This window comes from Caloramator quimbayensis, from assembly GCF_900167605.1.
Taxonomy (GTDB): domain Bacteria; phylum Bacillota; class Clostridia; order Clostridiales; family Caloramatoraceae; genus Caloramator_B; species Caloramator_B quimbayensis.
This window is the reverse complement of record NZ_FUYH01000029.1, coordinates 1-21,830: the sequence shown is the minus strand read 5'-3', so window position 1 is coordinate 21,830 and position 21,830 is coordinate 1. Positions and strand designations below refer to the sequence as shown.

Genomic DNA, 21,830 nt, shown 5'->3' with positions numbered 1-21,830 from the left:
AAGTGGTATATACTAATATTAAAATAGTTTACATAAAAGGAGAAAAATCATGACTGGGAAGACCCACGTTGGTATTGGAGTAATGTCAGCAGTCATTTTATCGCAGTATATACCCATGGATTTGACAGTTTCTGCTCTTTCGGTTAGTGCATTAGCTGCACTTCTTCCAGATGTTGATCATCCAAAGAGCATTATTAATAAATATATTCTTCCTTTTAAAAGTAAAGGTGCTAAAGTTACATTTTATTTTATGCTTGGAATATTTGTAATAGCTGTTAACAGCTTTTATTTTTCCTATAGTCACTTAAACGCCCTTGGAGTTTTCTTTATTTTCATTGGGGCATCAAACCATAGAAATGGTACTACCCATAGCCTTACAGGCTTTTTATGCTTCTTATTTACTATTGGTTATATTATGGTAAAAATAAGATGTGGAAACCTTATTGTTCCATTTTCGATAGGATATCTATCCCATCTATCAGCAGATATGTTTACATCAAAGGGTATTCCACTTTTTTATCCCTTTTCAAAAAAGAAATTTAAAATGCCCATAACTTTTACAGTTGGTTCTTTCTGGGGGAAAATGATTGAAAGCATAATAACTGCAGGAGGACTTATATATCTAACTTATAAACTTCCTATTATTATGATGAAAATGAGATAGGAGGACTAAAATGTTCGATTTAGATGAGGCTTTAAAAAATCTTCCGGATAAACCCGGAGTTTATATAATGAAAAACAGCGATGGAGAAATTATTTATATAGGAAAAGCTGTCTCACTTAAAAACAGGGTGAGGCAGTATTTTCAAAACTCTAAAAATCACTCTCCTAAAGTCTATGCTATGGTAAGCCATATAGAAGAATTTGAATATATACTTACAGATACAGAGATTGAGGCACTGATTCTCGAGTGCAATCTTATTAAAAAGCATAAACCAAGATATAATATACTTTTAAAGGATGATAAGCACTATCCTTATATTAAGGTAACAGTAAATGAGGAATATCCAAGAATATTTATGACAAGAAAAATAGAAAAAGACGGCGCAAAATATTTTGGACCTTATACTGATACCTATGCAGTCAGGGAAACGCTTCAAATCATTAAAAAATTATATCCTATTAGAAGCTGCAAAAAAACACTATATTATGGAGAAAAGAATGGGAGGCCCTGCCTTAACTATCATATAAAAAGGTGTCTTGCTCCCTGCACAGGTACAGTTAACGCGAAAGAGTATGAAAATATGATAAATAATATACTTCTTTTTCTTTCGGGAAAGCATGATAAGCTTATAGAAGAACTTACAGAAAAAATGAATGAAGCTTCAGAAAATCTTCAATTTGAAAGAGCAGCGGAACTCAGGGATAAGATAAACTCTATTAAAACTATACAGGAAAAACAAAAGATAATAACATCTTCTAATGATGATGAAGATGTTATTGCCTATGCTGAGAATGAAGATAAAATATGCATAGAAGTTTTTTTTATAAGGGGAGGAAAGCTTTTAGGAAGGGAGGATTTCTATTTTGATGATATAGATGATGATGAAAGATTGCTGTCTCAGTTTATAATGCAGTTCTACTCTGAAAGAGAATATATACCAAAGAACATACTGCTTCAAAGGAATATATCGGAACTTGGAATTATAGAATCCTATCTTACACAAAAAAGAGGAAGCAGGGTATATATTAAAGTTCCAGAGAGAGGAGTAAAAAGCGGGATAATAGAGCTTGCGAGGAAAAATGCTGTAGCAGCTCTCGAACAGCTGAAATACAAAATTTTAAGGGAAAAGAATATGACAGAATATTCTCTTGAGGAGCTGAGCGAAATACTTGAACTTGATAACATTCCTAATAGAATTGAGGCCTATGATATTTCAAATATTCAGGGTACTGATTCCGTTGGATGCATGGTTGTATTTGAAGGAGGGAAACCTAAAAACAGCGATTATAGAAGGTTTAAAATAAAAACTGTTGAAGGTCCTGATGATTATAGGTCAATGGAGGAAATATTAATTAGAAGATTTAAAAGAGGCCTTGAGGAGATTAGAGAACTTGAGAACCTTGGAAAAAACATATCTGAAGGCAAATTTTCTAATTTTCCGGATTTAATTATGATGGACGGAGGATTAGGACAGGTATCTGTTGCAGAAAAGGTTTTAGAAGAGTTTAATCTTGATATACCTGTTTGCGGAATGGTCAAGGATGAAAAGCACAAAACTAAGGGAATAGTATTTAGAGGAAGTGAAATATCTCTATATAAAGATTCTAATTCTTTTAAACTTATAACGAGAATTCAGGATGAGGTTCACAGATTTGCAATAAGCTATCATAGAAGTCTTAGAACAAAGAACACAATAACGTCAATCCTCGATGAAATACCTGAAATAGGTAAAAAGAGAAGGCTTGCCCTTATAAAACATTTTGAAAACGTTGAAGCTATTAAAAAAGCATCCATAGAAGAACTTAGGAAGATAGAGGGAATGAACGAAAAAGCTGCTATTGCTGTATATGAATATTTTAATAAAAATGATAGAGATTAAAAGTAAGCTTTTCAATATATTTGTGTGTTTAAGAACTTTATATTATAATGTATTTGTAATGGGGGTGGTTATATGAAAAAGCTTGTTGTGGATACTCATACCCATACAGTAGCAAGCGGTCATGCGTATAGTACGATTATTGAAAATTGTATTGAGGCTCAGAAAAAAGGAATAGAGCTTATAGGAATGACGGATCATGGTCCTGCTATGCCGGGAGGTCCTCATATATTTCATTTTGGAAATTTGAAGGTAATACCTGAGTCTATTAATGGGGTTGAGATTTTAAAAGGAGTAGAGGCAAATATAATAGACTATGATGGACATATAGACATAGATGAGGAAAGAATAAAAAAACTTAATCTTGTAATTGCAAGCCTTCATGATGTGTGTATAGCGCCAGGAAGTATAAAGGATAATACTAAGGCAATAATTAACTCTATGAAAAGCGGTTATGTAGATATTATAGGTCACCCAGGAAATCCCATGTTTCCAATAGATATAGATGAGGTTTTAGAGGCGGCATTATATTATAACGTTATGATAGAAATCAATAACAGTTCCCTCGGAGTTTCAAGAATTGGAAGCTATGAAAACTGTAGCCTTATAGCAAAAAAAGCAGCAGAAAAGGGGAACATGATAGCTCTCGGAACGGATGCTCATATTTGCTACAGCATTGGAGAGTTTAAAAAGGCTGTAGAGATTATTGAAAAAGCCGGAATTGACGATGAGCATATAATAAACTGCGATAAAGATAGGCTTAAAAAATATCTTATTAATAAGGGAAAACTTAAGAAAAAATAATAAGCCGCCATCTTGGCGGTTTTTTTAAAGAGGTTGTATTATGAAGCTTTCTGATGATTTTTTTGAGAGAATGAAAATAATTTTAAAGGATGAATATAATAGTTTTGTAGAAAGTTTAAAATTAGATAGAGCAAAGGGAATAAGAGTAAATACATTGAAATTAAGTTTAGAGGAATTTAAAGAAATTTCTCCCTTTAGCAGTTTAGAACCTATACCATGGGAAGAGAGAGGATTTTATATAAAGGATGATAAGCCTGGAAAACACCCCTACCATCAGGCTGGGCTTTATTATATACAAGAGCCGAGTGCTATGGCGGTGGTTCCAGCTTTAAATATAATGCCTGAGGATAAGGTACTCGATTTATGTGCTGCACCGGGGGGTAAATCAACTCAGGCAGCCTGCTATTTAAATTCAAAGGGTCTTTTAGTATGCAATGAGATAGAGCCCAAAAGAGCTAAGATATTATCTGAGAACATTGAAAGAATGGGCATTAAGAATGCGGTTGTTACAAACAATTCTCCAAGAGAGCTTGAAAAAGTGTTTAAAGGCTACTTTGATAAAATAATCGTTGACGCTCCCTGCTCTGGTGAGGGTATGTTTAAAAAGGAAGAAGCAGCAATACAAGATTGGAGCGTAGAAAACGTTGAAGGATGTGCTGTAAGGCAAAGAGAAATATTGGAATCGGCAGCTAATATGCTAAAGGCTGGAGGATATATAGTTTATTCAACCTGTACTTTTTCCTTTGAGGAAAATGAGGAAACAATAGACTATTTTCTTAAAAAACATAAGGAGTTTGAACTTATTAATATTGAAAAGAACTTTGGCTTTAAAAGCGGGCTTTATGAGTATTTTGATAATGAAAACCTTGCAAGAGCTGTAAGGCTTTTCCCACATAGATTAAAGGGCGAAGGACATTTTATTGCACTTCTTAGAAAAAACTCTGGTGAGGATTTTTCCTATACTCCTTTAAAGAGCAATGTCAAAAAAAATGAGCTTAAGGATTATTATATTTTTTTAACTGAAAACCTTAACATTGAAATAGAAGAAAATTTTTACCTTACTGGTGAAAATCTTTACAGTTTTCCAAAGAATTTATGTACTTTGAAAGGACTTAAAGTTTTAAGAACAGGAATTCATCTTGGAAGCTTTAAGAAAAACAGATTTGAACCAAATCATGCTTTAGCTTTATCTATTATTGACAGGGATGCAAAAAGAAGTGTAAACTTATCTTCAGACAGTGAAGAAATAATGTCATACCTTAAGGGAGATGTTATAAAAGCAAAAGTGGATGATGGCTGGTGCCTTATGCTCGTTGATGGGTATTCAATAGGCTGGGGAAAGGCAGTTAAGGGAGTAGTTAAAAACCATTATCCAAAGGGTCTTAGGTTGTAACAATTTTCTTGATTTATGCATTATTTATATATATACTGTAATTGCTTAAGTTTTATTGTAGGAGATGAATATATGGATTTAGACGCAGTTATTTATGAACTTGAAAAAATTTTTGATAAAAAAAATATAAATTATAATGAACCAATGAAAAACCATACTTCCTTTAGAGTTGGAGGACCTGCAGACATATTTATAATACCTGAAAAGACATGGCAGGTTATAAGTGCAATAAAGCTTTTTAAAGAACATAATATTCCTTTTTTTATAATGGGAAATGGAACAAACATAGTTGTTAGGGATGGAGGATTCAAAGGTGCAGTTATTAAACTTACATCCCTGAATAACATATCTGTAGAGGGGAATAAAATAAAAGCTCAATCGGGAGCATTCCTTTCTAATGTTTCTATGGAAGCCCTTAAAAACAGCTTAAAGGGAATGGAGTTTGCATCGGGAATACCTGGTACTGTAGGCGGTGCAGTTACGATGAATGCTGGTGCCTATGGCCCTGAAATAAAAGATGTTATAGAATCGGCAGTTTTATGTGACTATGATGGAAATCTTTTTTGCTTTAATAGGGATGAGCTTGAACTTTCCTATAGGCACAGTATAGTGCAAAGTGGAAACTATATAGTTCTTGAAGCGGTTTTTGCTCTTGAAAAGGGAGACAGCACTGCGATAAGAAGCAGAATGGAGGAGCTTAACAGGCGACGTGCTGATAAGCAGCCATTAAATTATCCAAGCGCAGGAAGCACATTTAAAAGACCTGAAGGATATTTTGCGGGAAAACTTATTGAAGATGCTGGCCTTAAAGGATATTCAATAGGCGGGGCAAAGGTTTCAGAAAAGCATGCAGGTTTTATAATAAATTACAACAATGCAACTGCAAAGGATATTATTGAACTTATTAAGAAGGTTCAGGAAATAGTTAATGAAAAATTCGGTGTGCTTTTAGAACCTGAAATAAAAATAATAGGTGAGGAATAGTTTTTGCCGGCAATGCTGTATAAATACAGCATTGCCGGCTTTGTTTATAGAATTTTGCTTTATTATACGTCATTTATGAATTTAACAATTCAATGCTTTACAAAATGAAAGTTTGACGCCAATATTCGCAATATTGTAAAATAAAGATGTAAGAATTTTTTTATTATTTTTAAGGAGGTAACTTTAATGAAAATAAGGGATGCAGCTTTAAAACTTAAGATTTATCAGGCTGGCAAGCCTATTGAAGAGGTAAAAAGAGAATTAGGTCTTGAGGATATTATAAAACTTGCTTCAAATGAAAATCCTCTTGGCTGCTCACCTAAGGTTCAGGAGGTAATAAAAGATTTATGTGATAAAATTTATCTTTATCCTGATGCTTCAAACTATGAACTGAAAAAAGCAATAGCACAAAATCTTGGAGTAAAAATTGAAAATGTTTTTTGTAGTACAGGCTCTGATTCTTTAATAAGGGCTATCTGCAGTTTGTTTGTTGGTGACGGAGATGAAACTATAATGGGAGAGGTTTCCTTCCAAAGATATGAAGACAGCACTGTTTTAATGGGTGGGAAGGCAGTTAAAATCCCTATGATAAACAATGCACTTGATGTAAAGGGAATGGTAAATGCAATAAATAAGAGAACAAGAGTTTTATGGTTTTGCACTCCTAACAATCCTACGGGAACTATTATAACAAAGGATGAACTTTTAAGCGTTCTTGACTTAATACCTGAGGATGTAATAATAGTTATGGATGAAGCGTATTATGAATATGTTACGGATGAAAATTTTCCTCAGACTATTCCTCTACTTGAAAAGTATAAAAATATGATAATTCTTAGAACCTTTTCAAAGGCCTACGGACTTGCAGGTTTAAGATGCGGTTATGGAGTTGCAAATGAAGAAATAGCAAGATATATAAATACTGTTGTAGGACCCTTTGATACCAACTTAGTAGCACAGAAAGCAGCTGTTGCAGCTCTTGGCGATACAGAATTTTTAAATAAAGTTATTGACGAAAATACGAAGGGAAGAGAATACCTTTATAGAGAATATGAAAGATTAGGTCTAGAATATATAAAAAGTCATGCAAACTTTATAATGGTTAATACAAATAGAGATGATAAAGTAATATTCAATGAGCTTTTAAAAAGAGGAATTATTATAAGGCCTGGATATTTGTTTGGAATGGAAGGATGGCTTAGAGTTTCAATAGGAACTATGCAGCAAAATGAAAGATATATTAAAGAGCTTGAAAATATACTAAATAAATAAAATTTTGCCCATAATGCAATAATTAGTGGTACTATAAGCATTATGGGCTTTTAATTTTAGAATATGAATTTATTTTTTACGCAGATTATTATTGAAGAGATTAAAGTACTATGATATATTTTGAAATAATGATGGACAAATTGGAGGAATAATAATGCAAATCTTTGGAGATTATCATACTCATACAATATACAGCCATGGAAAGGGAACTATAAAACAGAATGTTGAATCTGCTATAAAGAAAGGCCTAAAAGAGATTGTTATATCTGACCATGGACCAGGGCATGTATTCTATGGGGTAAGATCAAAAAAGCTGAAAAAAATGAGAGAGGAAATTGAAAGGCTAAAAAAAGAATATCCTCAAATAAAAATAATGCTTGGAGTTGAAGCTAATTTAATAAGTGTTGATGGCGATATAGATGTAAACTATGAGGACATTAAGATACTCGATAAACTTCTTGTAGGTTTCCATAATGGAGCAATGCCTAAGGATTTTAAGTCATTTTATAGATTATATTTGAAAAATAAACTTTCAAATATAATACCATCTCTAAAAAAAGAGTGCAGGATGGAAAACACTAAGGCTCTTATTAAAGCTATTAACAAATATGATATAGATATAATAACTCATCCAGGAGCAAAAATTGATATCGATACAAGAGAGCTTGCAAGAGCTGCAGCAAAAAAGGGAACAGTTCTTGAAATTAATTCAAGCCATGGATATATGACCGTAGAATATGTTAAAATAGCAATGGAGGAAGGAGCATATTTTGCAATAGACAGCGATGCCCATACTCCAGAGAATGTAGGAAATTTTGAAAAGGGTTTAAAAATTGCAAAGGAGGCTGGGCTTTCAGCTGATAGAATAATAAATGCTCTAAAATGATTTTTAGGAGGAATTTTAATGCGCTTTGTTATAGTAACAGGACTTTCAGGGGCAGGAAAGACTCAGACTATAAGGTGTCTTGAAGATTTTCAATATTTTTGTATTGATAATCTTCCGCCAGCTCTGATTCCAAAGCTGTCTGAGCTTTGCTATGCCTCAGGGGATAAAATAGATAAGGTTGCAATAGTTGTAGATATCAGGGGCGGAGGATTTTTCGATGAACTTTTTCAAAGCCTTAAGACAATAGAAAATATGGGATACAAATATGAGATACTATTTCTCGATGCTTCGGATAATGTTCTTGTTAAAAGATATAAAGAAACGAGAAGAAACCATCCTCTTGCAAACGATGGAAATATAATAGATGCTATAGAAGAGGAGAGGGAAAGACTTAAGGAAGTTAAAAAGAAGGCTCACCATATTATAGACACATCCAATCTATCAACAAGGCAGCTTCGTGAAGAACTTAAAAAGATATTTATAAGCGGTGAAAAGTTTGAAAGCCTTGTTATAACCGTTGAATCCTTTGGCTTTAAATATGGTATGCCGATTGATGCAGACCTTGTATTTGATGTCAGGTTTCTTCCAAATCCATACTATATAGAAGAACTAAAGCCTTTTTCAGGCAATGATGTTCCAGTCAGAGATTATGTACTAAAATGGAATGAGACTCAGGAATTTTTAATAAGAGTCAGCGATTTACTTGAGTTTTTAATACCCTATTATATAAAAGAAGGAAAATCAAGGCTTGTTATTGCTGTTGGATGTACAGGAGGACGCCATAGGTCTGTAACTATAGCTAATCTTATATATGAAAATTTAAAAAGAAACGGTCATTCTGCTTTGATAACTCATAGAGATTTGACCAATGATACTTTGGGGGATGTTAGGTAATGAATTTTTTTGACTGGTTTAAACCGGGACTTAGGATTAAAAGATGGGTTCTGATGGGACTTTTGGGTATAACCGTTTTTGTTCTTGGAATATCAAAGCTGCTCTTTAGGGGACCAATTTTTGATTTATATCTTTTGCTTTACCTTTACTTCACTGTTATTGGTATAATAATAATGTATGCTTCCCTTAAGCTGGAGCTTAAAAGCATACTAACGCTTATCAGCGGAACAAACATAAGCGGTAAGATTACAAAACAGTCTTTAACTGATCTTTTATATGAGCAAAGACTGCTCATAAGAGGCCCAAGAATAGTTGCAATTGGTGGAGGAACAGGTCTTTCAACTATGCTCAGAGGTCTTAAGGATTATACTTCAAATATCTGTGCAATCGTTACTGTTGCGGATGATGGGGGAGGCTCAGGAGTATTAAGGGATACCTTTGGAATGCTTCCTCCTGGAGATATAAGAAACTGCCTTGTAGCTCTTGCTCATACTGAGCCTGTTATGGAAGAACTTATGCAATATAGATTTAAAGAGGGAAATCTCAAAAATCAAAGCTTTGGCAATCTTTTTATTGCTGCAATGAACGGCATATCTTCAAGCTTTGAAGAGGCTATTAAAAAAATGAGCGATGTACTTGCAGTTACTGGGAAGGTGTATCCTGTAACATTAAACGATGTAACTTTGTGTGCTAAACTTTCAAACGGGGCTGTGGTCGAGGGAGAGTCAAATATACCTTTAGAATGTATAAAAAATAAATCCAAAATAGAAAAGGTTTATTTAAAACCGGATAACCCAAAACCCCTCGATGATGCGCTATTTGCAATAGATAATGCGGATTGTATTATAATAGGTCCTGGAAGCCTTTATACGAGTATACTTCCTAATCTGGTTATAAAAGAAGTAGCTGAAAGAGTTAAAAACTCAAACGCAATTAAAATATATGTATCTAATATAATGACACAGCCTGGAGAAACTGACGGCTATAAGCTGTCAGAACATTTAAAGGCAATAGAATCCCATTGCGGCTCTAATATAGTAGATTTTGTAATTGCAAATAATGGAATTATACCAGAAAAATATTTTAAAAAGTATAAGGATGATTCACAGGATATGGTTGAGGTGGATAAAGAAAATATTTCTGAGGATATAAAAATTATACTGGATGATTATATTTATATTAACGATTTAGGACTCTTAAGGCATGATACTAAAAAACTTTCAAAGACTATTATGAATCTTATATTAAAATATGGTTTTCCAAAAAACAAAAAGAGAATTATCGACTATTATTATCTTTCTGAGAAGGTGAAAGATAGGTAAGGAGGTGGGAGTGTGTCCTTTTCTTCCATAGCAAAGAATGAACTATGCAGGATAAATGAAGAAAAAAAATGCTGTCAGCTTGCAGAACTTGCTGCGATTACAAGAATGAGCGGAACTATAAGCATTAAGGGAAGTCAAGGCCTCAGCTTTAAAATACAAACGGAAAACCCTGCAATTGCAAGGAGAATTTTTAGTTTATTAAAGAGTGCCTTTGGGATTCATACTGAAATACTTGTTAAGAAAAGTAATTCTCTTAAAAAGAATAATATATATATTCTTGTTATTAATCAGGATATGGGCTCAAGAGATATATTAATAAAAACTGGCATATTTAAAGAGCATCCAGACGGAACACTGAGCTTTAACAATAGGATAGGGAACAATATTATAAAGAAAAACTGCTGTAAAAGAGCTTATATAAGGGGTGCTTTCCTTGGAGGAGGGTCAATAAGCAACCCCGAAAAAACCTACCATATGGAATTCGTTGTTAACAACCTTGAACAGTCTGAGGAACTTATGAAGCTTATAAATTCCTTTGGACTTACTTCAAAGATAATACAAAGAAAAAGCAGCTATGTTGTGTACTTAAAAGAAGGCGATCAGATAATTGACCTTCTCAATATAATTGGAGCTCACTCAGCTCTTTTGAATCTTGAAAATGTAAGAATTTATAAAGAGATGAGGAACAATGTAAACAGGCTTGTAAACTGTGAAACTGCTAATTTAAATAAAACTGTGGATGCAGCAGTAAGGCAGATAGAAGCAATAAAATATATAAAAGAAAAATCAGCTATAAAAAAACTTCCTCAGGGTCTTAGAGAAATAGCTGAACTTAGACTTAAATTTCCTGATGTTTCCTTAAAAGAACTTGGAGAGATGTTAAATCCGCCCCTTGGAAAGTCTGGGGTAAATCATAGGCTGAGAAAGATTGAAAAGATAGCTGAGGAACTTAAGGAAAGCGATTTTTAATTTTTAAAAATAAAAGTCAGTTAATCGAGGTGAAGAAATGTCAAAACATGAAGACATAATAAAATATATAAGAAGTTTAAAAGTGGGTACAAAAATATCTGTTAGGTTTATAGCTTCAGAGCTTAATGTAAGCGATGGAACTGCCTATAGGGCAATAAAGGATGCGGAAACTCTTGGAATAGTTACTACAGTACCGAGGGTTGGGACTGTCAGAATTGAAAAGGTTGAAAAAAGAAATATTGAGAGTTTAAATTATGCAGAGGTTGTAAATATAGTTGAGGGGACTGTTCTTGGAGGAAAGGATTATTTATATAAAACCCTTAATAAATTTGTAATTGGCGCTATGACGACGGATATGATGAAAAAGTATATAACTCCGGGGAATCTACTTATAGTAGGAAACAGAGAAGATGCTCAAAAGCTTGCCCTTGAAAATGGATGTGCAGTTTTGATTACAGGAGGATTTGGATGCAGCGATGAGATTAAAAATCTATCTAATGAGAAGGAGCTGCCTATTATATCCTGTTCCTATGATACATTTACAACAGCATCAATGATAAACAAAGCTATCTCTGAAAATCTTATTAAAAAGGATATAATACTCATTGAAGATATAATGAAAACTGATGTAGAGTATGTTAAGACCAATAATACAATTGGTGATTTAAAAGAAAAAATAAAAAGAACAAAGCATGGAAGATTTCCAGTAATAGATAAGTTTGAGAGAGTTGCAGGAATTATTACGATAAAAGATATTTCACCTGATGTAAAAGATGAAGAAATGGTAATCAACTTTATGACAAGTAACCCTATTACCCTAACTCCCAAAACCTCAGTTGCCTATGCAGCTCATATTATGGTTTGGGAAGGAATAGAATTAGTACCTATTGTTGAAGATAAAAAGCTTGTTGGGGTTATTAGCCGAGAGGATGTAATAGTTGCTCTTCAATATATAAATAAGCAGCCGCAGGTTGGGGAAACGATTGAAGATATGGTTCTTAAAAATTTTACTTATGTAAATACAGACAAAGGTCTTAAATTTACTGGCAAAATTGTTCCTGAGATGTTAAGCTCTATAGGTACGGCAAGCTATAATGTATTAACTTTTATAATGTCCACTATAGGCACGATAGCATTAGCTCAAAGGAATCATCTAAATATTACGGTAGATTCTTTTACGGTATTTTATGTAAAACCTGTACAAATGGATTCAACGGTTGTTGTAAATGCACATATTATAGACACTGGCCGAAATCTTTCTAAAGTTGAAATAGAGATGATAATTGATAAAAGTAAAGAGCTTGTTGGAAAAGCTCTTTTAAGCGCTAAGGTTTTAAGAAAGTAAAAACTATGAATTTATAAAAAACGCCGATTAAAAATGGGAGGCACTGCTGATGACTGATAAAAAGCTGCAATCGGGGAATTTTGTACACCTTCATGTTCATACAGAATACAGTCTTCTTGATGGCTCTGCAAGGATAAAAAAGCTTATAAAAAGGGCTAAGGAACTAAATATGAAATCCCTTGCCATAACAGATCATGGAGTAATGTATGGTGTTATTGACTTTTATAAGAACTGTCTTACAGAGGGTATAAAGCCTATTATTGGCTGTGAAATATATATAGCTCCGAGGGGACGATATAAAAAGGAAAACTCCTATGACGCTGCAAATTATCATTTGGTACTTTTATCAAAGGATAATGAAGGCTATAAAAACCTTATGAAGATAGTATCTGAAGCTTTTGTGGATGGATTTTACTATAAACCAAGGGCAGATTATGAACTTTTAAGGAAGCATTCAAAAGGTATTATAGCGTTAAGCGCATGCCTTGGTGGAGAAATTCAAACGCTTCTTTTAGAAGGGAAATACGATGAAGCAAAACAAAAGGCACTAATGTATAGAGAAATTTTCGGAGAGGGAAATTTTTATCTTGAACTTCAAAATCACGGAATAGAAGAGCAGAAAAAAGTAAATGAAAGCCTCATAAAGCTATCAAAGGAGACTAATATAGGGCTTGTTGCTACAAACGATGTCCACTATATAAACAGAGAGGACTCTTCAGCCCATGAGATACTTTTATGTATACAGACTGCTAAAACTATAGATGATTCAGACAGGATGAAATTTCCTACAGACGAGTTTTATTTAAAATCCAGTGAAGAGATGGCAGAGCTTTTTGATTATATCCCTGAAGCTATAGAAAACACTAATAAAATAGCTGATGTGTGTAATGTTGAATTCGAATTTAATAAAACAAAACTGCCAAAGTTTGAAACCCCTGAAGGTATTAGCTCAAAGGATTATTTGAGGAAGCTTTGCTTTGAGGGCCTTTATAAAAGATATAAAGAAGTTTCAAAGGAAATAATAGATAGACTGGAATATGAACTTTCAGTAATTGAGCAGATGGGATACGTGGATTATTTTCTTATTGTTTGGGATTTTATAAGATTTGCAAGGGAAAATGGAATAATGACAGGCCCTGGAAGAGGAAGCGCTGCAGGCTCAATTGTTGCCTATACTCTTGGAATAACAAAGATTGACCCAATCAGATATAACCTTCTTTTCGAAAGATTTTTAAACCCTGAAAGAATAAGCATGCCTGATATAGATTCGGATTTTTGCTATGAAAGAAGACAGGAAGTCATAGACTATGTAGTTGAGAAGTATGGAAAGGACAGAGTGGCTCAGATTGTAACCTTTGGTACTATGGCAGCAAGAGGAGCTATAAGGGATGTTGGGAGGGCTCTTAATTATTCCTACGCTGAAGTTGATGTTATTGCAAAGATGATTCCCTTTGAACTTAATATGACAATCGATAGGGCTCTTGAAATCAATCCTGAACTTAAAAAGGTTTATGAAGAGGATGAGAGAGTAAGACATCTAATAGATATTTCAAAGTCCCTCGAAGGACTACCAAGGCATTCGTCAACCCATGCTGCCGGGGTTGTTATATCATCAGCTCCTATAGTTGAATATGTTCCTTTATCTAAAAATGAGGATACTATTGTAACACAGTTTCCTATGACAACCTTAGAGGAACTTGGCTTATTAAAGATGGATTTTTTGGGCCTTAGAACATTGACTGTTATAAGAGATGCTGTGCAGCTAATTAAAGATAACCATAAAGTAGAATTAGACCTCGATTTTATAAACTATGAAGATGAACAGGTTTATGAAATAATTGGGGCAGGAAACACGGAGGGTATTTTTCAGCTTGAATCAACTGGTATGACTAACTTTATGAAGGAACTAAAACCCTCAAGCCTTGAGGATATAATTGCTGGAATATCTTTATACAGACCAGGTCCTATGGAACAGATTCCGACGTATATTAAAAATAAAAACAATCCTGATAATATTTCTTACCTTGATGAAAAGTTGAAACCTATACTCGATGTTACCTATGGATGTATGGTTTATCAGGAGCAGGTTATGCAGATAGTCAGGGATATTGCAGGATATTCAATGGGCCGTTCAGACCTTGTAAGGCGTGCAATGTCAAAGAAGAAACACTCGGTTATGGAGCAGGAGAGGAAAAACTTTATATATGGTCTTTTAGATGATAATGGCAGCATAATTGTTCCTGGAGCAGTGAGGAATGGAGTAAGTGAAGAGGTTGCAAATAAACTTTTTGACCTTATGATGGATTTTGCGAGTTACGCCTTTAACAAGTCCCATGCAGCTGCCTATGCTGTTGTTGCATATCAGACGGCATACCTTAAAAAATACTATCCTGTTGAATTTATGACAGCTCTTTTAACAAGCGTTATGGGAAACAACGAAAAGGTAGCTTTTTATATATATGCATGCAAAAAAATGGGGATTGATGTTTTGCCTCCAGATATTAATGAGAGCAGCGTTAATTTTTCAGTATCAGGAAATAAGATTAGATTTGGACTTGCTGCTATTAAAAACGTAGGCAAGGGAGCAATCTATTCAATAATTTCAGATAGAAAAAATAAGGGACCTTTTAAAGGTTTTACTGATTTTTGCGAAAGAGTAAACCTTTCTGATGTAAATAAAAGAACTGTTGAGAGTCTTATTAAAGCAGGAGCATTTGATTCCTTCAGGCTAAAAAGATCGCAGCTTTTAAATGTATATGAGAAGGTAATAGATTCGATTATTAATGATAAGCGAAGAAATCTTGATGGGCAGATTTCGTTATTTAATATAGATACAAAAGAAAATTTAAATAATAAGGATGATTTTCCGGATATTAAAGAGTTTGATAAGAAATACCTCCTTTCAATGGAAAAGGAGATGCTCGGACTTTATATAAGCGGACATCCTCTCGATGATTATATTCAGGAGTTAAATTTATTTACTAATACACAAATATCTGACATAGTTACCATAGAAGAAGAGGAAGGATTAGTGTCTCAATCGAAATTTCAGGACGGTCAGAAGGTAATCGTTGGAGGAATAATATCACAGGTTAATATAAAGGCAACAAAAAAGAACGATATTATGGCGTTTATAAAGGTTGAGGATATATTTGCATCTATTGAAGTTTTGATTTTCCCGAAGATATATCAAAAATGCAGCAAAATGCTTCTTGAAGACAGCATGGTAATTATTAAGGGAAGAATAAGCATAAGGGAAGAGGAACAGCCCAAAATTATTGCTGAGGATGTAGAGCCTTTAAAAAAACAAAGCAACACTGATAATAGAAAAGTTTATATACGACTTAATGATTCATCTTGGAAAACTCAGATTGAGGATTTAAAACCTATTCTATTAAGGTATAGGGGGCAAAATCCAGTTTATGTATTTTTAATGGAGTCCCAAAAAACTCTTATGGCTTCGAGAGAGATGTGGGTTGAAATTTCAGAGGAATTTTTGAAAGAACTTAATGGTGCATTAGGAGATGAAAATGTAAAAATTATTTAAGCCTATAATTATTCAAAGTATTATAGGCTTTTCTTTTTTTAAAAGTATTAACTTTAAGTAAAAAAGGAATTAGTTGTTGATTTTTAGTATAAAATAAAATAAAATATGAATGAGAATATATTAGGAGGCCAGTCAGGAATGTGGACAGTTGTTTATATCGCACAAAGCAGACAGGAAATGGAGAAAATTGAAAAAGCTTTGTGTGAGCAGGGGGTTCTTGTAAAAATAAAAAAAATAGGAAAAAATAACGACGATAATGGCCTTTATGAAATACTGGTTCCTAAGTCTGAAGTGGATGATGCATATATCATTCTAACATCTATCACGTTTTGATGCTCATAAAGACGCTGTTTTTTGAATAACGCGGGACTTTTAAAGTCCCTATGGACAAGGAGGTATACATATGAAAACAATAGGGGTTTTAACCAGTGGGGGAGACGCACCAGGCATGAACGCTGCTATAAGAGCAGTTGTTAGAACAGGTATTGACAAGGGTATTAAAGTAATGGGAATTCAAAGGGGATATAATGGACTTTTAAATGGTGAAATATTTGAAATGAATCGTACTTCAGTTTCAGATATAATTCAGAGGGGAGGAACTATACTTAGAACTGCAAGAAGTGATGAATTTAAAACGGTAGAGGGCAGAAAGAAAGCCTATAACGTTTTAAAAGTATTTGGAATTGAAGGTCTTATAGTAATTGGAGGAGATGGTTCCTTTACAGGTGCACAAAAACTTTCTGATGAATTCGATGTTAAAACTATAGGCATTCCAGGAACTATTGATAATGACTTAGCTTATACTGATTATACAATAGGTTTTGATACAGCACTTAATACTGTACTCGATGCTATAAATAAGTTAAGAGATACTTCAACATCTCATGAAAGGGTAAGTATTGTTGAGGTTATGGGAAGACGCTGCGGTGATATTGCCCTTTTTACAGGTCTTGCAGGCGGTGCAGAGTACATTATTATTCCTGAAAGAGAATATAATTTTGATAATTTATGCAGAACTATAATAGAAGGAAAAGTAAGAGGCAAGGTTCATAATTTAATACTTCTTGCTGAAGGTGTCGGTGGAGCTGAAGATATGGCAAAGAAAATCGAAGAGGTAACAGGCATTCAGACAAGAGCTACAGTTCTTGGACATATACAAAGAGGAGGAAGCCCTACTGCTTTTGATAGAATACTTGCATCAAGGCTTGGAGCAAGAGCTGTTGAACTTTTAGTTGAAGGAAAATCCAAAAGGGTTGTTGGAATAAAAGACAACAAAGTTATAGATGTAGATATTACTGAGGCATTGAATATGAAAAAGGAATCCAATGATAACCTTTACGATTTAGCGCAAATATTATCATATTAAGGAGTGAAATAATGAGAAAGACTAAAATAATATGTACCATAGGTCCGGCTTCTGAGAGTGAAGATATGATAAGAAAGCTCGTTGAAAATGGTATGAATGCAGCAAGGCTTAACTTCTCCCATGGTTCCTATGAAGAGCATGGAAACAGGATAAAACTTATTAAAAAAATCAGGGAAGAGCTTAATAAGCCAATTGCTATAATTCTTGACAACAAAGGGCCAGAGCTTAGAACTGGTAATTTTAAAGTTGACAGCGTGGAACTATCTGAAGGTCAAAAATATATATTGACTACAAGACAAGTTTTAGGCGATGAAACGATTTGTTCTGTTAATTATGAAAAACTTCATGAAGATTTAAAAGCAGGAGATAGGGTTTTAATAAATGACGGTCTTGTTGGCCTTGAAGTTGAAAAAATAGAAGGACAGGATATTCACTGCAAAGTATTAAACAGCGGAGTAATAAGCAGCCATAAGAATATGAATATACCAGGCGTTAAAATCAACCTTCCTGCGCTTACAAAGAAAGATATTGAGGATATCAAATTTGGTATTGAGCAGGGCATAGATATAATTGCAGCTTCCTTTATAAGAAAGGCAGCAGATGTTATTGCGATAAGAAAGGTTCTTGAGGATAACGATGGAGAGGGAATATTAATAGTTTCAAAGATAGAGAATCAGGAAGGCGTTGACAATATAGATGATATAATAAAGTTCTCCGATGCAATAATGGTTGCAAGAGGAGATTTAGGTGTTGCTATTCCAACTGAGGATGTTCCAGTCGTTCAGAAAATGATTATAGAAAAATGCAACATGGCAGGCAAACCAGTTATAACTGCCACACAGATGCTCGATTCTATGATTAGAAATCCAAGACCTACAAGAGCTGAGGCAAGCGATGTTGCTAACGCTATTTTCGATGGTACTGATGCTATAATGCTAAGTGGAGAAACTGCAAATGGAAAGTATCCTATTGAGGCAGTAGCTACTATGTCAAGAATTGCACAGAAGGCTGAGTCTGCACTTAATTATGATTCTATGCTGAGAAAGAGAAGAAAATACCATTCTCAATCAGTACCAGATGCTATAAGTCTTGCAACAGTTACTACAGCAATGGAGCTTAATGCTTCTGCTATAATTACAGCAACACAATCGGGACATACAGCAAGAATGGTTTCAAAATACAGGCCACAGTGCAATGTTATTGCAGCAACACCTTTTAAAAGGGTAGCAAGAAAGTTAGCAATCGTATGGGGTGTTTATCCAATAATAACTGAAAGAATGGAATCAGCTGATGATGTTATGGATAAATCAGTGAATGAGGCTCTAATTCAAGGATATGTTAAAAAAGGAGACCTTGTTGTTCTTGCAGCCGGTGTACCTGTTGGATTTACTGGAACAACAAACCTTATGAAGGTTCATATAGTTGGCGACATACTCGTGAAAGGACGAGGCGTTGGTATTGCAACTTATGGGAATGCATATGTAGCAAAAAGTATAAATGATATAAATAAAAATTTCAATGACGGCAATATATTAGTAGTAAAAGAATTAAGCAAAGAATATATAAATGTTATAGGAAGAATTGGTGGAATAATTGCTGAAGAGGGTGGACTCACCTCTCATACTGCTGTTGAATGTATAAGCATGGGAATCCCAGTTATTGTCGGAGCTCATGGAGCTACTGAAGTAATTAAAACTGGTATATTAATTACTATGGATACACGTAACGGGGTAGTTTACAGCGGCAGGGCAAATGTGTTATAATATTGATTAAATTTAGTATTTGTTACTAAGTAAGATTTTCCTTTGTTAGCTAGTTATAATAACATAAATAAAGTTTACCTCCTTAAGCCCTTTTAGGGCTCTTTTTTTATCCTTTATTTATGTATAATTTCATTATTAATTGTTAATAATAAAAAGAGCCGTTGAATTTTTAATCGGTAACTGATTCTGCTATTGCACACCTTTGGTGTGCTTTTTTTATTCTATTTTGACATTAACTAAACATGTATAAATTATAAAAAAATGGTACATATTAAAATTAGAAATTAAAAAAATATTTTTTAATTAGGAGGAAAAAGAAATGAGAATTGATACTTTAGATTGGTTTGCAATTGCATTAACTGTTGTAGGAGCTTTGAATTGGGGACTGATTGGTCTTTTTAATTTTGATTTGGTTGCATTTTTATTTGGCCCTATGTCTACTGTAAGCCGAATTGTTTATACCCTTGTAGGTATTGCAGGATTATATCTTATATATACATCGAGTAAGTTTTCAGCAGCTTCTATTGAAAGAGAGTAAAATGCTGCAAAACATTTAGCATTTGTGATTAGGGCTTCCTTAATTACAAATGCTATTACTTTAAGTGGGACGTTCTAAAAAATTAGAACGTCTTTTAATATTTTGTTTTTTTGATAAAATAGTCTATGTAGATTATACTATGGGGTGAGAATATGGCAGAAAATAAGATTGAAAAGAACAAAGAATATGAAATAGAAATTACGGGTCTTGGTTTTCAGGGAGAAGGCGTTGGAAGAGTAAATAATTTTACAGTTTTTGTTGAAGGAGCACTTCCAAAGGAATTAGTAAAAATTAAAATAGTAAAAGTATCAAAAAATTACGCTTTTGGTAAATTAATCGATATAATAAAACCTTCTAAAGAAAGAACAGAACCTATATGCGATATATATAAAAGATGTGGCGGCTGCCAGATACAGCACATGTCTTATGAGGCTCAGCTGAAATTTAAAAAGCAGAGAGTAATAGATTCGATTGAAAGGATAGGTAAGATTAAAGATGTTATTATTCATGATACTATAGGAATGACTAATCCTTATAATTATAGAAATAAAGTGCAGCTCCCAGTAAGATTAGTAAAGGGTATGCCTGTAATAGGTTTTTTTGCTCCAAGAAGTCATGAGATAATAAAAATGGATAAGTGCTACATTCAAGATAAGTCTTCTTCGAAAATAATATCTATAATAAAAAAGTGGATAGAGGAAAACAATCTTGCTCCTTATGATGAGATAACTGGTGAAGGTATATTAAGGCATATAATGATAAGAAATTCTAATAAAACAGGAGATATAATGGTGGTTTTGGTAACTAATTCTGAAAACCTGCCCCATAAAGAAGATTTGATAGAAAGGTTAAAAGGAGTAAAGGGAATAAAAAGCATAATACAGAATATAAATCTTAAAAAAACAAACGTAATTTTAGGGAATAAGTGCAAAACTCTGTGGGGAAGCGATACAATAACTGATTACATTGGAAACTTTAAATTCAACATATCTCCACTTTCTTTTTTTCAGGTAAACCCTGTGCAGACTGAAATATTATATAATACTGCCCTTAAATATGCAGACCTTTCAGGAGATGAAGTCGTATTCGATGCCTACTGTGGAACAGGAACTATATCTTTGTTCCTTGCTCAAAGGGCAAAAAAGGTTTACGGTGTTGAGATAGTGGCAGAAGCTATTGAAAACGCAAAGGAAAATGCAAAAATAAACAATATCACTAATACTGAGTTTATTGTAGGAGAGTCAGAAGTTGTAATACCTAACCTTATTGAAAAAGGAATCTATGCTGATGTTGTAGTTGTTGATCCCCCAAGAAAGGGATGCGACAGGAAACTTCTTGATGCAGTAGCAAAAATGTCGCCTGAAAGAATTGTCTATGTTTCATGCGACGTAGGAACTTTAGCAAGGGATCTTGGAATACTTGAGGAGCTTTCATATAAGACTATTGAAATTCAGCCGGTTGATATGTTCCCACAGACCTGTCATGTTGAGTGCGTGGTCTTGATGTCAAGGGTGGATAAATAGAAAGGCTGAAAATGCCCATAAACAAGGGGTTTCCAGACATTGAGTTTTTCTCTCGGCTCCTTTGCCGGAGACACCAATGCCGGGAAACCCTTATTTTTATTGTTTGAGGGAACATATCAACTGCCCTGGAAGTGATAGGGTTGAGTTGACAGATTAGATAACGCGCTTTTTTCATAGGGGTTGAGGAGACAGGATGGATGTATAATTTAGCTCAATTACCTTCACTGTTTTCTATTTCTTTCAATGATACCCCATCTTTCGTTTTCCATTCTGTCAGTCCGTTTACGTGGCCGCCAATGACAAAAGCAGCAGCATATGATGGGCTACGAAATAAGATGTTTTCTTGAAGTATTCCATTTTCTGTGTTTTGCAATAATTAAATACAAACTTTTGAAAAAAATCTTTGCAACATCCGCATTACCATAATTGTAAATTAATTGTATTTCATTAATGAATTTTGGAGCCTCCAGCTGGGGCCGTCAAATATTAGTAAATGACTGTGATGGACCATCCTATCAAGTATAGCGTTTGTTAGCTTTTCATCGAAAAAAATACTGTTCCATTTACTGAATTCAAGGTTTGTAGTTAATATTATGCTTTTTTTCTCATAGCATCCTGCTATAACCTGGTATAATAGTTTAGCCCCTTCAATGTCAATTGGAATGTATCCCCATTCATCGCATA

General features: G+C 33.9%; 19 protein-coding genes. 17 read left to right on the top strand and 2 right to left on the bottom strand.

What is annotated here, in order from left to right; translation table 11 throughout:
* Positions 1-49: 49 nt before the first annotated feature.
* The 17 genes from B5D15_RS13120 (at position 50) to rlmD (ending at position 21,146) form a co-directional block, all read left to right on the top strand.
* Complete coding sequence (locus tag B5D15_RS13120) at positions 50-664, top strand: metal-dependent hydrolase (RefSeq protein WP_078697567.1); 615 nt, start codon at positions 50-52, stop codon at positions 662-664.
* Between the two features lie 10 nt (positions 665-674).
* The gene (gene uvrC / locus B5D15_RS13115) at positions 675-2,543 is read left to right on the top strand and encodes an excinuclease ABC subunit UvrC (protein WP_078697566.1); all 1,869 of its coding nucleotides are present in this window, start codon (positions 675-677) and stop codon (positions 2,541-2,543) included.
* A 72-nt stretch (positions 2,544-2,615) separates the two neighbouring features.
* On the top strand, positions 2,616-3,344 hold the full coding sequence (locus B5D15_RS13110; protein WP_078697565.1) for a phosphatase: 729 nt from the start codon (positions 2,616-2,618) through the stop codon (positions 3,342-3,344).
* A gap of 40 nt (positions 3,345-3,384) precedes the next feature.
* On the top strand, positions 3,385-4,737 hold the full coding sequence (locus B5D15_RS13105; protein WP_078697564.1) for an RsmF rRNA methyltransferase first C-terminal domain-containing protein: 1,353 nt from the start codon (positions 3,385-3,387) through the stop codon (positions 4,735-4,737).
* A 72-nt stretch (positions 4,738-4,809) separates the two neighbouring features.
* Positions 4,810-5,721 carry a UDP-N-acetylmuramate dehydrogenase gene (gene murB / locus B5D15_RS13100; RefSeq protein ID WP_078697563.1) on the top strand — a complete coding sequence of 304 codons (912 nt, stop codon included), beginning with the start codon at positions 4,810-4,812 and terminating at the stop codon, positions 5,719-5,721.
* 186 nt (positions 5,722-5,907) lie between these two features.
* Entirely contained in the window at positions 5,908-6,993 is a 1,086-nt protein-coding gene (hisC, locus tag B5D15_RS13095; protein ID WP_078697562.1) for a histidinol-phosphate transaminase, read from the top strand.
* Positions 6,994-7,147: 154 nt separating this feature from the next.
* On the top strand, positions 7,148-7,879 hold the full coding sequence (locus B5D15_RS13090; RefSeq protein ID WP_078697561.1) for a PHP domain-containing protein: 732 nt from the start codon (positions 7,148-7,150) through the stop codon (positions 7,877-7,879).
* Positions 7,880-7,897: 18 nt separating this feature from the next.
* On the top strand, positions 7,898-8,773 hold the full coding sequence (gene rapZ, locus B5D15_RS13085; protein WP_078697560.1) for an RNase adapter RapZ: 876 nt from the start codon (positions 7,898-7,900) through the stop codon (positions 8,771-8,773).
* Entirely contained in the window at positions 8,773-10,095 is a 1,323-nt protein-coding gene (locus B5D15_RS13080; protein ID WP_078697559.1) for a gluconeogenesis factor YvcK family protein, read from the top strand. Before rapZ ends, B5D15_RS13080 begins: the two co-directional genes overlap by 1 nt.
* 12 nt (positions 10,096-10,107) lie before the next feature.
* Entirely contained in the window at positions 10,108-11,064 is a 957-nt protein-coding gene (gene whiA / locus B5D15_RS13075) for a DNA-binding protein WhiA (protein ID WP_078697558.1), read from the top strand.
* Positions 11,065-11,101: 37 nt separating this feature from the next.
* Positions 11,102-12,409, top strand: a complete 1,308-nt coding sequence (locus B5D15_RS13070) for a DRTGG domain-containing protein (RefSeq protein WP_078697557.1) — start codon at positions 11,102-11,104, stop codon at positions 12,407-12,409.
* A 49-nt stretch (positions 12,410-12,458) separates the two neighbouring features.
* A complete protein-coding gene (locus B5D15_RS13065; protein WP_078697556.1) occupies positions 12,459-15,956 on the top strand; it encodes a DNA polymerase III subunit alpha in 3,498 nt (1,165 codons plus the stop codon).
* Between the two features lie 105 nt (positions 15,957-16,061).
* Complete coding sequence (locus B5D15_RS13060; RefSeq protein ID WP_242948755.1) at positions 16,062-16,289, top strand: glutamate decarboxylase; 228 nt, start codon at positions 16,062-16,064, stop codon at positions 16,287-16,289.
* A 70-nt stretch (positions 16,290-16,359) separates the two neighbouring features.
* The gene (gene pfkA, locus B5D15_RS13055) at positions 16,360-17,322 is read left to right on the top strand and encodes a 6-phosphofructokinase (RefSeq protein WP_078697554.1); all 963 of its coding nucleotides are present in this window, start codon (positions 16,360-16,362) and stop codon (positions 17,320-17,322) included.
* Positions 17,323-17,333: 11 nt separating this feature from the next.
* Positions 17,334-19,085 carry a pyruvate kinase gene (gene pyk, locus B5D15_RS13050; RefSeq protein WP_078697553.1) on the top strand — a complete coding sequence of 584 codons (1,752 nt, stop codon included), beginning with the start codon at positions 17,334-17,336 and terminating at the stop codon, positions 19,083-19,085.
* 319 nt (positions 19,086-19,404) lie between these two features.
* Positions 19,405-19,623, top strand: coding sequence for a DUF378 domain-containing protein (locus B5D15_RS13045; RefSeq protein WP_078697552.1), 219 nt, complete (start codon positions 19,405-19,407; stop codon positions 19,621-19,623).
* 152 nt (positions 19,624-19,775) lie between these two features.
* A complete protein-coding gene (gene rlmD / locus B5D15_RS13040; protein ID WP_078697551.1) occupies positions 19,776-21,146 on the top strand; it encodes a 23S rRNA (uracil(1939)-C(5))-methyltransferase RlmD in 1,371 nt (456 codons plus the stop codon).
* 211 nt (positions 21,147-21,357) lie between these two features.
* Here rlmD and B5D15_RS13035 read toward each other — a convergent pair whose 3' ends face one another.
* Positions 21,358-21,519 carry a DUF4357 domain-containing protein gene (locus B5D15_RS13035; RefSeq protein WP_341429180.1) on the bottom strand — a complete coding sequence of 54 codons (162 nt, stop codon included), beginning with the start codon at positions 21,517-21,519 and terminating at the stop codon, positions 21,358-21,360.
* Between the two features lie 60 nt (positions 21,520-21,579).
* A partial coding sequence (locus B5D15_RS13030; RefSeq protein ID WP_179122314.1) for an ATP-binding protein occupies positions 21,580-21,830 on the bottom strand: 251 nt, incomplete at its 5' end.

Bases quoted from the DNA above. Each gene is read 5' to 3' on its own strand.
- B5D15_RS13120 (WP_078697567.1), top strand. From the start codon at position 50: ATGACTGGGAAGACCCACGTTGGTATTGGAGTAATGTCAGCAGTCATT.
- uvrC (WP_078697566.1), top strand. From the start codon at position 675: ATGTTCGATTTAGATGAGGCTTTAAAAAATCTTCCGGATAAACCCGGA.
- B5D15_RS13110 (WP_078697565.1), top strand. From the start codon at position 2,616: ATGAAAAAGCTTGTTGTGGATACTCATACCCATACAGTAGCAAGCGGT.
- B5D15_RS13105 (WP_078697564.1), top strand. From the start codon at position 3,385: ATGAAGCTTTCTGATGATTTTTTTGAGAGAATGAAAATAATTTTAAAG.
- murB (WP_078697563.1), top strand. From the start codon at position 4,810: ATGGATTTAGACGCAGTTATTTATGAACTTGAAAAAATTTTTGATAAA.
- hisC (WP_078697562.1), top strand. From the start codon at position 5,908: ATGAAAATAAGGGATGCAGCTTTAAAACTTAAGATTTATCAGGCTGGC.
- B5D15_RS13090 (WP_078697561.1), top strand. From the start codon at position 7,148: ATGCAAATCTTTGGAGATTATCATACTCATACAATATACAGCCATGGA.
- rapZ (WP_078697560.1), top strand. From the start codon at position 7,898: ATGCGCTTTGTTATAGTAACAGGACTTTCAGGGGCAGGAAAGACTCAG.
- B5D15_RS13080 (WP_078697559.1), top strand. From the start codon at position 8,773: ATGAATTTTTTTGACTGGTTTAAACCGGGACTTAGGATTAAAAGATGG.
- B5D15_RS13070 (WP_078697557.1), top strand. From the start codon at position 11,102: ATGTCAAAACATGAAGACATAATAAAATATATAAGAAGTTTAAAAGTG.
- B5D15_RS13065 (WP_078697556.1), top strand. From the start codon at position 12,459: ATGACTGATAAAAAGCTGCAATCGGGGAATTTTGTACACCTTCATGTT.
- B5D15_RS13060 (WP_242948755.1), top strand. From the start codon at position 16,062: ATGAATGAGAATATATTAGGAGGCCAGTCAGGAATGTGGACAGTTGTT.
- pfkA (WP_078697554.1), top strand. From the start codon at position 16,360: ATGAAAACAATAGGGGTTTTAACCAGTGGGGGAGACGCACCAGGCATG.
- pyk (WP_078697553.1), top strand. From the start codon at position 17,334: ATGAGAAAGACTAAAATAATATGTACCATAGGTCCGGCTTCTGAGAGT.
- B5D15_RS13045 (WP_078697552.1), top strand. From the start codon at position 19,405: ATGAGAATTGATACTTTAGATTGGTTTGCAATTGCATTAACTGTTGTA.
- rlmD (WP_078697551.1), top strand. From the start codon at position 19,776: ATGGCAGAAAATAAGATTGAAAAGAACAAAGAATATGAAATAGAAATT.